Origin of the sequence: Ensifer sp. NM-2 (assembly GCF_003024455.1) — a bacterium.
GTDB classification, from domain to species: domain Bacteria; phylum Pseudomonadota; class Alphaproteobacteria; order Rhizobiales; family Rhizobiaceae; genus Ensifer; species Ensifer canadensis.
Window position 1 is genome coordinate 238,963 of the sequence record NZ_PVZR01000005.1, and the last position, 14,784, is coordinate 253,746.

A 14,784-nucleotide genomic window follows, 5' to 3' on the forward strand; every position below is an offset into this window, starting at 1 on the left:
TTCCTGTCGGATTTTGGAGAGCGAGAACACGACGCATACGCCTGCTTCTCGCCAGTGATTTGGTGGAGCTTGCAAGGAGAAATCATTGGAAAGAGGAGCGCGTGCTTGCGGGTGATGGCCGTTCGTCAAACAGGGCGGATTAAGACAGGAGCCAAAACATTTGAAAACATGCGTAATAAAGATCTTTTGAGGCGGAACATACACTCGCGGCAGATGTTGGGTGTTCGCAAGAAGCCGGACGGTCCAATTCCCTCACCGCGCCAGCCCCCCGGTGGACCGTTCGGCGCTCCCGGTGTCTTTGTGAGGTAGGCGGCGGAACAAGTCGGTCCCGGTTGTTTGTTCCAGGACAGCAGGAGGAGGTTGATGCGTTCCCCATTGCCAACTCACTTCAGTAGATTTCTCCTTTTCACTACCGCCGTTACCCTGTCAGCGACTGCCTCGGCGCAGATGAAAGGCACGGCAGGAGAGTTCTCGGATGTCACAATCGAAAGCTCCGTATTGGAGCCGGAGAAACTCGCCGTGCCGGACGACAAGGAGCTCACGTCTTTAATCAAGGCGCCGGAAGGCTTCACGGTTGAAGTATTTGCGAGGAACCTGGTGAACCCCCGTATGCTTGCAGTCTCCGAGTCAGGAGTTCTTTATGCAACTCGTCGAGCCGTTGGTGACGTAATCATGTTGAAAGACGACGACGGCGACGGCAAAGCGGAAACGGTACGGACGGTTGCCAGCCGACCCGGCATGCACGGCATTGCTTTCGATGAAAACGACGTATTTCTGATCACCGTCAATGACGTCTACACTGCTCCGGTCAAGGAGGATGGCACTTTCGGACCACTGACGCGTATCATCAACGATCTTCCCGATGCCGGCCAACACGCCAACCGAACGTTGGGTCTCGGGCCCGACGGCATGCTCTACATTTCCGTTGGCAGTACCTGCAACGAATGTCAGGAGAGTAATGCTGAAAACGCGACTATATTGAGGGCGTCCAAGGATGGAATCTCGAGATCGATATTTGCCAGCGGACTGCGCAACACCATCGGGTTCGATTGGGAGCCTACCACGGGGGCTCTTTATGGGTTTGATCACGGTATCGACTGGTTGGGTGATGAGGTCCAGATCGAAGAACTCAACCACCTTGAGCAGGGCAAGCGCTATGGCTGGCCATACATATTCGGCGCCGGCGAATTCAACCCTCATATCAATCCTGCGGAAGGCATAACCCTGTCAAAGTGGGCCGCGCTATCGACTGAGCCGGTGCTCGGCTACACTGCGCACAGCGCGCCGATGCAGATGGCCTTCTATCAGGGCACTATGTTTCCGTCGGATTATCGGGGAGACGCCTTTGTGGCAATGCGCGGATCGTGGAACCGCCGTCCTCCCAGCGGCTATGAGGTCATTCGCGTCAACTTTGAGGACGGCCAGCCGAAAGCTTTCGAAAAGTTTCTCCAGGGTTTCTTGCTACGCCAGGAGAACGGCAGATACGGTTACCTCGGACGATTGGCCGGCATTGCGGTCGGCAAGGATGGTTCCTTGTTCGTCGCCGATGATTCAAATGGCTTGGTATACCGGGTCTCATACTCGGGCGAAGTCAACGGCTCGCAGTCAAGCTTAGTGAACACCCCCAATACTTACCGCGAACTTCCTCCATCGAAAATCGCGATCGAGCTGCTTGTGGCGAAGTCCCCCGCTCCAATAGAACTCAACGCAATTTTCGCTGACAAGAAACCGATCCCGCTGTCTTATGCCGCAGACGGTGAAAATGCTTCGCCGACGCTGGGCTGGCGCGGCGCGCCCGAGGCAACGAGATCCTTTGTCATTATCGTTGATGATCCCGATGCTGCAACGCCGAAGCCATTCGTTCACTGGCTAGCCTACGATCTGCCAGGCAATCTCAATCACTTGAGGGAGGGCCTGCCGAATGATCCGGTCCTCTCGCACCCAAAAGATGCAAAGCAAGGCATGAATTCGGCTGGATCGCTCGGCTATATCGGTCCGAAACCGCCGGTCGGTGACCCAGCTCATAATTACCACTTCCAAATTTTCGCGCTGGACGTGGAGACGCTAGGGCTCGATCCTGGGATGACAAGAGACGCCGTGATTGCAGCGATGAACGGACACGTGCTCGCCAAGGGTCAAGTTATCGGGACGTTCCAGCGTGAAGACACTCGTTGAAAGCCAGGTTCGGCTCCAAGGATGGGCCCTTGGGAGACCATCAACGGTCCAAGATCTTTTGAGATTCAGCCGATCCCACTTCGGTTACCGAGCCGTACCGCCCAACCGTTCGATCGCCGTTGCGAGCGAGCGCTGACTGTTGCAATAGTCCTGCCAGGCGGTGCTCTTGGCCAATAGGTCTGGCACGCTGCGGATGGTGTAGTGTGTCGGGTCAAGGCCCTTTCTTACCTGGCTCCAATTCAGGGGCATCGAGACGGTTGCCCCGTCACGGGCCCTGGGCGACAACGGCGCAACTGCGGTCGACATTCGGTCGTTTCGCAGATAGTCGAGAAAGATGCGTCCCTCCCGCTGGTTCTTTGCCATTTTGATCAGATAATGATCTGGATTGTCGCGCGCCATTTCCTCGCAGACATCGTGGGCGAACTGTTTGGCCACAGACCAGTTCAGGGCTTTGCCTTTGGCTGCTGCAAGGGGGGTGACGACGTGCAGTCCCTTCCCTCCGGTTGTCTTACAAAAACTGACAAGACCGAGTGTTTCCAGGCGGTCGCGGATTTCTCGCGACGCTTCGATGACGCGATCAAACGCCACTCCGGGGCCGGGATCGAGGTCGAACACAAGGCGTCCGGGCACCTCGGGTTCACCGGGTTCGCAGTTCCAAGGATGCAGCTCTATGCCGCCTATCTGAGCGATGGCGGCAAGACCTTCGACCCGATCGATCTGGAGATACGGCTTCTTGTCACCGAAGACAGTGACGAGCTCGAGCAAGTTCGAGGTACCAGGCAAAGCGTGCCGTTGGAAAAATTGTTGACCATTAATCCCATCGGGCGCTCGGATGATCGAACAGGGGCGTCCTCTGATGTGCTCGATAAGCCAAGAGCCCACAGCCTCATGATAATGAGCAAGATCGACCTTCGTCACTGGCTCGCCATCACCACTATCCGGCCATAGCGGCTTTTCAGGGTTGGAAATCAGCACCCCCATCACTTCGGCTTTGCTTTTCTTGCGAGGAGGTGTCGGCAATGTTGCTGGTGTTTCGGGATCCGCAATCGCCTTCTTCGGGGAGGCGGGCGCTTCCGCTTCGACCTCTCGGGCCGGTTTATCTTCGCGAAGACCCTTGAACGCCGCTTGGCGCACCTGCCCGTCTCCCGTCCAGCCGGCGAACTCGATCTCGGCGACAAGCTCGGGCTTGAGCCACACGACACCGGGCTTCTTCTTGGGCGCCCCTATGCCGGTGAACGGAGACTTCGCCGCTTCAAGCGCCTGCAGTTTGGGCAAGATGCTTTTAACTGTCTTGGCACTGTAACCCGTGCCAACCCGCCCGACGTAAACGAAATGGTCACCGCGATTAACGCCAACAAGTAAGGAGCGGAATTTGCCGTTGGTTGTCGAATAGGCGCCGATCACTACCTCATGTCCCGCGCGGCATTTTGATTTCGCCCAAGTATCGGTTCGGCCCGATTGATAGGGCGCGTCCGCCCGTTTAGAAACAATGCCTTCAAGTGAAAGTCGACAGGCCGACTTTAAGACCGCATCTCCGCCCGTTTCAAAATGCTCAACAAAACGAACGCGGGGATCATCGCCAGCTTTCGAGAGCATCGCAGCTAGTTGATCCTTGCGGGTTGTAAGTGGCTTTTCCCGCAGGTCTTCGCCTTCGGCAAACAGGAGATCAAAGGCGAAGTAGACCAGGTCATCAGTCTTCGCCTCTGACAGGGCTGCCTGGAGAGCCGCGAAATCGGGCGCCCCATTTTCATCGATCGCGCAGACCTCACCGTCAAGTATACTGTCGGGAAGAAAGGCTCCCGCCTTGGCAATGGCTGGATATTTTGCGGTCCAATCCAGGCCCTTTCGGGTCTTCAGCGTAACGTCGCCGTCTTTGACCCTCATTTGGATACGGTAGCCATCGAATTTGATTTCGTGAACCCAGCCCTCAGTCGAGGGCGGACGAGCCAATGTTTCGCATAGCTGCGGCGGGATGAAATCTGGTGCGGGTCCGCGTGTGCTGCTTGCTGGCTTCTTGCTGGTCCTACGACCGGCTTTTTGCTGTTTTGCGGCTAATCCGTTCTTGCTGTCCCAAACAGCGTCGGCCTCCAATCCCCCGTCTTTCGACATGAAGGGCGTAGGCTGTCGTCCTTTTCCTGACGCGATGGCTTCCATGGTGCGGCCAGATGCAACCGAACGGTTATTCTTCTCCAAGACAAACGCACCGTTCTCCTCCACGGAATATTCGTCGCGATGTTTGATCAACAGCCAGTTGGTGCGTTTGCTGCCATTGCGATCGTTGCGCATGCGCACGAGCACGAAGCTGCCTTGCAGACGTTCACCTTCCAACGTGAACTTCAGGTCACCGTTGGCTAAGGCCTCGTCCGGAGCCTCTTTCCCCTCCGGTTCCCAGTAGCCGCGATCCCACAGCATCACCGTTCCGCCGCCGTATTGACCCTTGGGGATGGTGCCTTCAAAATCTCCGTAGTCGAGGGGATGATCCTCGACCTCTACGGCCAGGCGTTTATCGTGCGGATCGAGCGACGGCCCCTTCGTCACGGCCCAGGATTTGAATACGCCATCAAGCTCGAGGCGGAGGTCGTAATGCAAACGCGTGGCGTCATGCTTCTGAATGACAAAGCGCCGGCGATTAGAGGGCTTTACCTCCGATTGACCGCTTGGTTCACGGGTCTTTTCGAAATCGCGTTTCTGTCGGTAGCTGGATAATTTCTCACTCGCCATGACGCCCTCGACTGACATTAAATGGACCTTCCGGGGGAGGCTTGCCTTAGCTAGATAAAGCCCCTCAGGCGATGAAAGTTCCTGGCTGGCCGAGTGTTTGGTTCTTGCGAAGAGAGCTATTGTTAGGCGGGCCGCAAAACCGGTCCGGCGGCAGATGATTGGGGCAGGCTCCTTATCCTGCGCCATTGAGGATGACATTCCTTGAGGCTTTGCTGCAGCGCACACCGGGCCATGGTGGCAAGTGTGCAAGGGGCAAGGCTTTGTCCAGCGAGCAGGTAGAAGATGACCGCTAGATATGCGTTATGGTCCCTTTGCGGGATGGGTATTGCAGCTCGTTGGTGGCGTCCAGTTACCTGCTCCAGGAATGGTTGCGACACTCCGAACCAGAACAATCCTATTCCACGCGGTTGCCGTCGAGGTGGCGGAACAAAGGCATTGCCTTGTGGTTGGAGCGCAAAGTGCAGCAGTCGCTGCCTGAAACACCTCGTGAGGAAGCCATGCCAGACCCAACCAACCAGATCACACAGGGTGGCGTTATGCCCCCAGCCGAACCCAGGTTCTCCGAAAGCGCCAAAGATGGAGCAAAACCCGCCAGTCTCAGCGACTTAAAAGCGAGGGTCAGCGACGATTTAAGCGCTGCGACGGATGCCGTTAAGGACAGCGCGAACACTGCGATGGAAAGGGTGCAAGACACCCTGGCAGAAAAAACGACGTTCGCGGCGCGTCAAACGGCGGGGATCGCTACTGCTCTAAAGAAGGTGGGTGCGGAGCTCGAAAGGGGTGACCAGCCGGAAGTAGGCCGGTACGCTAAGCAGATCGGCGCGAGTGTCGCAGCGGTTGCACGGAATATGGAAGGCCGAGACCTCGGTGAAATAGCCGGAATGGCGGAAGACTTTGGCCGCAAGCAGCCGGTCGCATTCCTGGGGTTGGCTGCACTGGCCGGGGTCGCTGCGAGCAGATTCCTTGCAGCGTCTGCACGACGCGCTTCTAGTCACGCTGCAGCCAGCAAATCGGCTGCCGGTGACTTTCAGTCCCCTGGGGCGAGCTCCCCACTAGGAGGGCGTGACAATGGCTAAAACGACCGATCAGATGCCCCTTTCCGAACTTGTTGGCGGCCTTGTTTCAGATGTCTCAGGCCTCTTGAGGAAGGAGATTGATCTTGCAAAGACCGAGGCCTCCGAAAAGGTGGCAAAAGCCCTCGGCGGCGTCGAAGTCCTCATGATTGGGCTGATTTTTGCGATCGGCGCGGTTGGAGTGTTGCTGAGTGCGCTGGTGAGCGGTCTTGCTGCGTCTCTCGTCAGCAACGGAATGAACGAGGTCACCGCCAATGCGACGTCCGCCCTAGTCGTCGGCCTGGTGGTTGGCCTGATTGCTTGGGCGCTCATTTCCAAAGGTCTCGCAACATTGCGGGGCTCCAATTTCAAGCTTGACCGCACGACCGCATCGCTTCGCCGCGATGTCGATGTCGTCAAGGAGAAAATGTGATGGACCAATCGTCAGAAAAATCCTCGGCCGACATTCAGCAGGAAATTGACGCCGACCGTCAACGGATCGAAGCACGTATAGGTGCGATCCAGGAGCGTATGTCCCCCGGGCAGCTCGTCGATGAAGTGATTGCCTATGCCAAGGGCAGCGGCGGGGCCGAGTATCTCAGCAACCTCGGCAACGCGTTGAAAGCAAACCCCTTGCCCGTGGCCTTGATGGGGGTGAGCCTCGCCTGGTTGATGGCCAAGCAAGGGTCAGCCCCGGACGAGTATGCAGTACCGTTCGAAGAACCTTATCCGCTTTATACCGCCTATGGATCCGTGCGGCGCGTTGGTCCGCCGGAAATGGTTGGCGAGGAACGCTACAGCCATTTCACCGACGACGCTGGACAGCGTTTCCGGGCTCTGACCGACAGCGCGGGTCGCCGTGCAGGCAACTTTCTTGACGCAAGCGGAAAGGCCTATCGGGGGTTTGCAGATGCCACTGGCAAGCAGATCTCGAATATTACCGATGAGGCGGGTGCGGTGCTCCATGCCTCTACTGGTTGGGCGTCTGCGAGTTGGAACAAGGTCAAGGACACGGCTGGTGATGTTGCTCGAAGAGCCACGGACGCGGCAAGCGCCGTGGTCGGTTCGTCATCTGCGGCAGGATCAACTCTCAAAGACCAGTCCCATCGTCTTAATGATGCTATCCTAACGCACTTCCGCGACCAGCCGCTTGTTGGTGGGGCACTGGCGTTTGCCGTCGGAGCCGCCATCGGTGCAGCGTTACCGCACACTGACGTGGAAGACGAAGTTCTTGGAGAGGCGGCAGATGCCGTAAAGACCAATATCGCCGCGCAAACCTCCGAACTTGTCGAAGAAGGCAAGGAGATGGCATCTGATGTCTACGAGACCGCTGTCCACGTCGCCTCGGACGTTCATAATGTCGCCAGGGATCGCGTCATGGAAGAAGTTGAACAAGTAAAGACGGAGCGTTAGCGCTAATCGCGCCATCCACGGTGAACGGTCGCGCTGGTGCTGCGATCGGTATCAGAGCCTGTGGGCGGTCTGGACGAAGCCCCTCGGTTGGTCATGGCGAGAGGCTGCAATCTGGCCCAGTGAGCGCATAGTTTACGAATATCAATGTAGTGAGGGTGCGGCGAAGGTGTTGAGCGAACAACGGATAGCCGCGCTCTAACTGAAAGGACGAACGTCTCACCAGCAGAACACCCCGACAAACACCCCAATCAGGGGGCCGCATCATCTCGGAACAAGGGGGCGGTTAATTCTCGGAATTGGGGGGCGGCATCATTTCGGAATGCGGGGGCGGATTGCCTCGGAATCTGCACTCCTTGGTGCTTCCGCGTTCTCGCGAGCCACGCGTTTAGGGTGGTTAGCTCCCCAGCGGCTGACAGGAATTCCTGTTCACGAGTGAGCATACGATCTTGTGAACAGGCTTGGGGTCGGAGGTGGAGGCGTTCGGCGGAAGGCACCGCGCGAACATAGGCTATCTCGGTCGAGGAAGCTCGTTACAAGAGCCCGTATTCAGGACGGGCTCTTGTTCGCTTATTTTGTGTTCTTGTGGCTCTGCTGGCCGGCTTTCACGTCCTGTTCGTGACTTCCGCCTTGTTTGCCCGGGGACGTGCTCTTTTTCGTGGCAGCGTCCTTCCTGCCCGCCGACTTTGCACCTGGTTTGCTTGTTGCTGCCATTTCGCATTACTCCCTTAATCGTGATCCTGATTGATCTCGATGGTGTGCAAACCGCGAAATCGAAAACAAGTTCCAGGCTTCGCCTTGGTAAGTCGAGAGCTGTTTGGCTGAAGATAATCAGCTCCGTTGCGCTCTACGGCTCGACGGCTTCGTGGCGGTCTGGACGCCTGCGGGCATTGTTGCCTGGGCACTGATGACCGCAGCCGGTTCGATCTGCCTAAAATCACACTGGGATGGCTTCTTATCCGGGCGCCATCTAAGGAGCTTTGTCCCGTGCCTAAATCTGCGTCCCGTAATCTGATCGAATTTAACCTCGACCACCAGAGAAGGTCTAAGGGGCTGCCACTGTGAAGTGCGCTTCGTCGCCCAACGGCTCGGACCTCCCGGAGCCTTGCCTGTAAAGCCAGGTGCCTCGCGCAAGGCCTCAAGCTTTGCTGTGAGCTCTGGTTTTTCGTCGTTCCTTATCGTGGAGGTGTAGCCGACATGGTCGAGTTCACCATTGTCATTGTAGAGCCCGAGCAACAAGGATCCGACCAGCTTGCCGTTGCTGTCATATCGAAAACCGCCGACAACGCAGTCGGCCGTTCGAAGCCGCTTAACCTTCGTCATTGCCCTATCACCAGGCAGATAGGGGGCCTCGATGCGCTTGCATATCACGCCGTCTGTGTCGCCTCCTGCGTCGGACAACCAGCGGCGGGCTTCAGCGACGTCGTTGGTGGACGGCGACAGCAAGAGATGTTCTCCGTCCGCTACGGTTTTCGCCAGAGCTTCCAACCTGGCTCGGCGGTATCCTAAACTCTTGGCGAGGAGGGACATACCGTTTGTGTCTACCAGCATGTCGAAGGCGACTAGCCTTGCTGGTGTCTTGATCGACAATGTCGTGATGCGGCTTTCCGCCGGATGGAGTCGCATTTGCAGGGCGTTAAAATTAAGTTCCCCGTCGATCGCGATGACAAGCTCACCATCGATCACGAACTGATCAACTGGCAGCGCAGCGAGGAATGCCACCATCTCCGGGAAAAAGCGGGCGAGCCCCTTGCCTGACTTTGCCCGCAAGTCCACTTCACGACCCTTCTTGAAAGCGAGGCATCGGAAACCGTCCCACTTCGGCTCATACTGCCAACCCTCTCCTGATGGGAGTTGATCCGCTGAACGCGCTTCCATGGGTTCGGTTTCTATCGATATTCCAAAGTTCAGATTTGTTTTCGAAACCTGTTTTGCCATCACACCTCGTTCTGCGGCAATCCTGCATTGGCACTGGGTGATTACCGAACGCGTCAGCTGAGAAAGACCCCTCAGTAAATCAGGCCACGGTGGAAGATGCGATAGCGTTGGCCGTTGACCCCTCCCCGCTTGCCACCCTGCTGTACGCTTGACCGCCGCCCTGATGACCGCCTTGGCCGCCCTGGCTACCACTCTGTGGCCACCCTGGCCTGGCCACCTTGCTGCTGATGACCCGTGTCCTGTTTCCTCCGGTAAAACGTTGTATTCAACATGACGTGTCGCCCTAACCTCGGGCAAAAGGACTGGTTCCCATTTTGATATTTTTTTGTTTTTTCAGCATGGCGATTCTGCGGTAGACAGAAGTGTTGCTGCTACGCAAGTCAGCACTTGCAGGAAGCCGATGTGCCTGGCAGAAAAGCGTTCGTTCGTCGCCCAGCATGACCGAAGGCTGGGCGATGGAAATCTCACGCCTCAATGTCAACGGGACTGTTTGCCTCGTCAGGTCCGGGAGCTCATGGCGTTGATCCATGCTGAAAGGCGATGATCGCCGCGGCAACTTCGTGTGGAGCTTCCTCCGCCATGTGATGGCCGCTGTCGATACTGCGACCAACGATACCTGGTGCCCAAGGTCGCCAGATCGAAAGTGGATCACCATACAATTCTTCCAGGTCATCGCACTTCGACCACAAAAGACATGTCGGACACATGACCGTCTTTCCGGCTTCCCGGTCTCACATCCGCTGACGGCCCTACAAATCTAGGAGCGCATAAGCTTTTCCGGTCGGTTTTTCGACGTGAGATGCGACATTGTAAACTGGCGCGCCTCCTGGGGTTTTACCAGAGTACTTTCCGCGATGAGCGTGACCGTGAACGACCGCAGAGACGGGAAATCGGTCGATGGTCTCAGCAAGGCGGGATGATCCGAGGAAGGGATAAATCTCAATTGGCTCGCCCTCCACTGTTTCAACGATGGGAGCATAGTGAAGCACGACCATCGCCCGCTCCGATCGGATCTGGCGAAGGGCGTTTTCGAGCCGCATCGACTCTTCAACGCTTTCGGCCACCATGGCTTTGATTGCGGGCTCGCCGAAAGAGCTTAGCATGAACCGACCAAACCCACCTGCAAAGCCTTTGACCCCGGCGAAGCCGACGCCATTTAGGTCCACCGCTTGTCCTTCGAGAAGATGCATCCCCGAGCTTTTGATGATCGCCCTGACTTCCTCCACATGGCCACATTCGTAGTCGTGATTTCCCAAAACGCCGACCACCGGAATGGAGCAGGATCGCAGATCGGCAACAAGAAGCTCAGCCTCGCGCGGTTTGCCGAGATCCGTAAGATCTCCGGTCAAGACGAGTATGTCGGCCTCCTGAGAGACCTCGCTGAACAACTCCTTGTAAGACGGGGAGTCCTGCTCTTTCATATGCAGGTCACCCATCGCGGCTATGCGAACCTTGGCAGAGGTCAAGGTTCTATCGGCTTGGCTCATTTCCGTCACACCGCGTCTCCTTGTGCTGTCTCGTCTTTTACATCCCGCAATTCCCCTTCTCCACCCACGTCAGCAAACCCCCATTCCTTGACATCGATTTCGAAGTCGACCCGGCTATACATCCTGCCCCGACAAACCTTCATTTGCGGCAGTGGCATCTTGCGCTGTGCACTCAATCGGTCGAGTAACTCTTCCAGCAACCATTCAGGAACCTTGTCGCGCTCGGTTGGATAAACCCAGCGAAAATTCAGCAAATGGATAAGGAGGACCTCCCAGTGGACTTCCATGTGACTGAGAAGCCGATGCCAATCAATTTCATCGCTTGCGCGCAGGATCATGTGAACCACGTCGCCGCCATCGTAGCGATGGCGGACCTGAATGAAGCATTTGGACCAAATGAGTTCCGTAGGCGCTATGATCCGGATCTTGTGCCCGTTCATCTCAATCTGACGCGCGTTCTCAAACCATGAATCGCTGATAGGCATCGTGCCGTTTGATGCTGCGAAGATGACGTCGAAGAAGTGCCGACCCTTCCGGACCTTGCCCAGCCAACGGTCGTCCTCGACCTCGATCGTGTAGCCCTTGTCCCTGAAGTGAGCGAGGATTCGGGCGTAGTCTCCAGCCTTGCAGAAGATATCAAGATCCTTCGTCTGCCGGGCAATACCGGTATAGGCGCTCATCGCAAAGGTGCCGGCCAAGAGGAACGGGATCGAACAATTGGCAAGTTCCTGAACAGCTTCGGCCACGAACGCCTCCGCATCCGCATCGGCCATTGTCGGCGAGGCCTTCACCTCCATTCCGGGCATCGCCTCAACCGGGTGGGCGGCCGTCTCCGCTGGCGTATTCGCGCCAGCCTGGGGGTCATTGGGATCTGCGTTCATCAAAATCTCCGTTCTCTTTGAATGAAACATCCAACAAAACCGGATGTTCCCCTCAATTCGCACGGCAGGGATGCCAAACTCATGTTCGACTGGATCTACGGCCCTCAATGACTTGCAAGTGAAGGCTGCCTGCCCGTGGCCAAGACATTCGCAGCGTCGGTGAACATCCCTCCAAGACCTAGAACTCGTGTCTGGTATTGTCTTCAGCATTCTGCTGCCAGCAAACAATTGCGAACGCACTCGCTGGTTCCCTCATCAAACTGAGACAGTTTTTCGTTCGATGGAGGAACTTTGACCCCGCCCCGACGTTCGGCCCTCGTCATCCCTCGAACGCGATCGGAGCTGTGATGCTTACGGGAGAAACCCTCGATCCCTTTCAAGACACCCCCGAGGACATCTGTTTAGTTGAAAAGAACGTCTTGAGGGAACGGCCAAGGACAGCGCACCTCGCCCTGGCTGAGAACAGCAGGGGAAGTTTCCTCCAGCACCGCGGCAAAACTGAAGGCCAGGTCGAACTCCTGGTCGAGATCTTTGGCAAGCCGGCGCTCTACAGCCTTCTGATCTCAGAGGCGGCATGGTCAAAGCTCGGCGATCGATCGGCCAATCCAAGAGGGTTCCGCAAGAAAACAAGCTAGTGACAACGGGGCAGACACTTCCCTTCGAAACGCCCCCTTGCTTCTGATCGCCAGCAACAATCCAAACCCGAGTTTTCCAGGAGCTATCCAATGGCAAAGAAGACGACAAGCGTTCCGTCAGCACAACAAGCGACAATCGCAGAAATACACGATCAAAAACTGCGACGCGGCCAGGGCGGCGAACTTCACCAGATCGCTGAAAACGACACACCCGTCCTTACGACCGCTCAAGGCGGCCCGGTCGCTGACGACCAAAATACGCTGCGGGTCGGCGCACGCGGACCAGCGCTGATCGAAGACTTCCATTTCCGCGAGAAGATTTTCCACTTCGACCATGAACGAATTCCCGAGCGCGTCGTTCACGCCCGCGGCTATGGCGCCCACGGATTTTTTGAAACATACGAATCTCTCGCGGCATACACTAGAGCAGATCTGTTCCAGCGACCGGGTGAGAAGACGCCTGCCTTTGTTCGCTTTTCAACGGTCGCCGGCAACAAAGGCTCGGCTGACCTCGCGCGTGACGTTCGCGGTTTCGCGGTCAAGCTATACACTCAGGAGGGGAACTGGGACCTCGTCGGCAACAATATTCCAGTGTTCTTCATTCAAGACGCGATCAAGTTTCCTGATGTGATCCATGCTGCCAAGCAGGAGCCGGACAGAGCATTTCCGCAGGCTCAAACCGCACACGATAATTTCTGGGACTTTATTAGCCTGACACCGGAAAGCATGCACATGGTCATGTGGGTCATGTCTGATCGTGCTATCCCGCGCTCCTTCCGTTTCATGGAAGGCTTCGGAGTCCATACGTTCCGTTTTATCAATGCCAAGGACGAGTCCACGTTCGTCAAGTTTCACTGGAAACCCAAGCTGGGATTGCAGTCGGTCGCCTGGAACGAAGCCGTCAAGATCAACGGCGCTGATCCGGACTTTCACCGTCGGGATCTTTGGCAATCGATCAAGTCGGGGAATTTCCCCGAATGGGAGCTGTGTGTTCAGCTTTTCGATCAGGAATTCGCCGACAGCTTCGACTTCGATGTACTTGATCCGACAAAGCTCATCCCGGAGGAGATCCTTCCCGTCAAGGCGATCGGTCGCCTTGTGCTTGATAGAATGCCCGATAACTTCTTCGCGGAAACCGAGCAGGTAGCCTTCATGACGCAGAATGTTCCGCCAGGCATCGACTTCAGCAACGATCCGCTGTTGCAAGGCCGGAACTTCTCCTACCTTGATACGCAGTTGAAGCGACTTGGCAGCACGAACTTCACCCACCTGCCGATTAATGCTCCGAAGTGTCCCTTTGCCCATTTCCAACAGGACGGGCACATGGCCATGCGCAATCCCGTGGGGCGAACGAACTACCAGCCCAATTCTCACGGGGAGGGACCGAGGGAGTCTCCGATGCGCGGATATCGGCATTTCCCTGCCGAAGAGCAAGGCCAAAAAGTTCGCCTTCGCCCTGAAAGCTTTGCTGACCACTACAGCCAGGCCCGGCAATTCTACATCAGTCAGACCCCGCCGGAGCAGCGGCATATTGCAATGGCGCTGACATTCGAACTCAGTAAGGTTGAAACACCCGTCATTCGCGAGCGCATGGTGGCTCATCTTCTCAATATCGATGAGACCCTTGCGACCACCGTTGCCGAAAAACTCGGTCTTCAGACCATGCCAAAGCCCGCCGACGCAGCTGCGCCGACCCGCCAGGATCTGACGCCGTCGCCCGCATTGAGCATCATAGAACGCGGGCCGAAACGTTTTGAAGGCCGCAAGCTGGGCATTCTTGTATCCGATGGCGTTAACGCCAAGCTCTTGAAGGAACTGACTGGGGCAATCATTGAGGAAAAAGCCACGGTCGAACTGATCGCTCCAAAGGTCGGTGGGGTCACTGCATCCGACGGTACGTGGGTCGAAGCCCACCATATGATCGATGGCGGCCCATCAGTTCTGTTTGATGCTGTCGCCCTTTTGACTTCAGAAGCCGCGATGGATGACTTGCTGAGAGAGGCAACGGTTCGCGATTTTGTCGCCGATGCGTTTCAGCACTGCAAGTTCATCGGCTACGATCAATCTGCTCTCCCTCTGCTGGAAAAAGCGGGCATCGCCGAAGCGGTCGACGAAGGCGTTATTGCCCTTCCTGGCGACGAAGGGCTTCCAAGCTTTGTATCAGAGCTCGGCAAGCTTCGCGTGTGGGGACGTGAGCCATCGATAAAACTCGGCAAAGCCTCTTCGCCGCCAATCAAATAGGAGCACGCACCGGCACGGCTGTGAAGCCGTGCCGTTAATGCTCGGCGACCTCCTGTGGTGTTTTGATCGCCGCACCGTTGCTCATGTCTCCATATAATTCTGCGCAGCGCCATGCGTTGGGCAAAGCCTTCCCAATCACTGTCGACTTTGTGCGGCAGGTCCGGACGAAGCCACTGGCTAGAGTGCGTCGCGGAAAGCGCCGCGAAGGCGACGTTGTCGGCGACGCGGCGCCCTTTCAAACCCG

The 14,784-nt window shown here is 56.8% G+C and carries 10 protein-coding genes; 6 read left to right on the top strand and 4 right to left on the bottom strand.

Annotated elements, in window-relative coordinates:
- Window positions 1–363 precede the first annotated feature (363 nt).
- Window positions 364–2,175: a YbhB/YbcL family Raf kinase inhibitor-like protein gene (locus tag C6558_RS12845; protein ID WP_107027314.1), complete on the top strand. Its 1,812-nt coding sequence runs from the start codon at window positions 364–366 to the stop codon at window positions 2,173–2,175.
- Window positions 2,176–2,259: 84 nt separating this feature from the next.
- Here C6558_RS12845 and ligD read toward each other — a convergent pair whose 3' ends face one another.
- Window positions 2,260–4,896, bottom strand: a complete 2,637-nt coding sequence (gene ligD / locus C6558_RS12850; protein ID WP_057218665.1) for a DNA ligase D — start codon at window positions 4,894–4,896, stop codon at window positions 2,260–2,262.
- Between the two features lie 536 nt (window positions 4,897–5,432).
- On the opposite strand from ligD, the gene C6558_RS12855 reads away from it, so the two are divergent.
- The 3 genes from C6558_RS12855 to C6558_RS12865 are packed head-to-tail and all read left to right on the top strand — an operon-like array spanning window position 5,433 to window position 7,361.
- Entirely contained in the window at window positions 5,433–5,972 is a 540-nt protein-coding gene (locus C6558_RS12855; protein WP_057218662.1) for a hypothetical protein, read from the top strand.
- Window positions 5,965–6,381 carry a phage holin family protein gene (locus tag C6558_RS12860; RefSeq protein WP_057205397.1) on the top strand — a complete coding sequence of 139 codons (417 nt, stop codon included), beginning with the start codon at window positions 5,965–5,967 and terminating at the stop codon, window positions 6,379–6,381. Before C6558_RS12855 ends, C6558_RS12860 begins: the two co-directional genes overlap by 8 nt.
- Window positions 6,381–7,361: a DUF3618 domain-containing protein gene (locus C6558_RS12865; RefSeq protein WP_057218407.1), complete on the top strand. Its 981-nt coding sequence runs from the start codon at window positions 6,381–6,383 to the stop codon at window positions 7,359–7,361. Before C6558_RS12860 ends, C6558_RS12865 begins: the two co-directional genes overlap by 1 nt.
- Before the next feature lie 828 nt (window positions 7,362–8,189).
- On the opposite strand, the gene C6558_RS12870 is transcribed toward C6558_RS12865, so the two are convergent.
- The 3 genes from C6558_RS12870 to C6558_RS12885 form a co-directional block, all read right to left on the bottom strand.
- Window positions 8,190–9,296: an ATP-dependent DNA ligase gene (locus C6558_RS12870; protein ID WP_082557463.1), complete on the bottom strand. Its 1,107-nt coding sequence runs from the start codon at window positions 9,294–9,296 to the stop codon at window positions 8,190–8,192.
- Between the two features lie 749 nt (window positions 9,297–10,045).
- The gene (locus C6558_RS12880) at window positions 10,046–10,783 is read right to left on the bottom strand and encodes a metallophosphoesterase (RefSeq protein WP_057218660.1); all 738 of its coding nucleotides are present in this window, start codon (window positions 10,781–10,783) and stop codon (window positions 10,046–10,048) included.
- Window positions 10,784–10,788: 5 nt separating this feature from the next.
- Complete coding sequence (locus C6558_RS12885; RefSeq protein WP_057218658.1) at window positions 10,789–11,580, bottom strand: nucleotidyltransferase family protein; 792 nt, start codon at window positions 11,578–11,580, stop codon at window positions 10,789–10,791.
- A 431-nt stretch (window positions 11,581–12,011) separates the two neighbouring features.
- Here C6558_RS12885 and C6558_RS12890 point away from each other — a divergent pair, with 431 nt between their 5' ends.
- Both C6558_RS12890 and catE read left to right on the top strand, forming a co-directional pair.
- Window positions 12,012–12,299 (top strand): hypothetical protein, encoded by a 288-nt coding sequence (locus tag C6558_RS12890; RefSeq protein WP_057218403.1) that lies wholly within the window; start codon window positions 12,012–12,014, stop codon window positions 12,297–12,299.
- A 90-nt stretch (window positions 12,300–12,389) separates the two neighbouring features.
- Window positions 12,390–14,540 carry a catalase C gene (gene catE, locus C6558_RS12895; RefSeq protein ID WP_057218401.1) on the top strand — a complete coding sequence of 717 codons (2,151 nt, stop codon included), beginning with the start codon at window positions 12,390–12,392 and terminating at the stop codon, window positions 14,538–14,540.
- Window positions 14,541–14,784 lie beyond the last annotated feature (244 nt).

Bases quoted from the DNA above. Each gene is read 5' to 3' on its own strand.
- C6558_RS12845 (WP_107027314.1), top strand. From the start codon at position 364: ATGCGTTCCCCATTGCCAACTCACTTCAGTAGATTTCTCCTTTTCACT.
- ligD (WP_057218665.1), bottom strand. From the start codon at position 4,896: ATGGCGAGTGAGAAATTATCCAGCTACCGACAGAAACGCGATTTCGAA.
- C6558_RS12855 (WP_057218662.1), top strand. From the start codon at position 5,433: ATGCCCCCAGCCGAACCCAGGTTCTCCGAAAGCGCCAAAGATGGAGCA.
- C6558_RS12860 (WP_057205397.1), top strand. From the start codon at position 5,965: ATGGCTAAAACGACCGATCAGATGCCCCTTTCCGAACTTGTTGGCGGC.
- C6558_RS12865 (WP_057218407.1), top strand. From the start codon at position 6,381: ATGGACCAATCGTCAGAAAAATCCTCGGCCGACATTCAGCAGGAAATT.
- C6558_RS12870 (WP_082557463.1), bottom strand. From the start codon at position 9,296: ATGGCAAAACAGGTTTCGAAAACAAATCTGAACTTTGGAATATCGATA.
- C6558_RS12880 (WP_057218660.1), bottom strand. From the start codon at position 10,783: ATGAGCCAAGCCGATAGAACCTTGACCTCTGCCAAGGTTCGCATAGCC.
- C6558_RS12885 (WP_057218658.1), bottom strand. From the start codon at position 11,580: ATGGAGGTGAAGGCCTCGCCGACAATGGCCGATGCGGATGCGGAGGCG.
- C6558_RS12890 (WP_057218403.1), top strand. From the start codon at position 12,012: ATGCTTACGGGAGAAACCCTCGATCCCTTTCAAGACACCCCCGAGGAC.
- catE (WP_057218401.1), top strand. From the start codon at position 12,390: ATGGCAAAGAAGACGACAAGCGTTCCGTCAGCACAACAAGCGACAATC.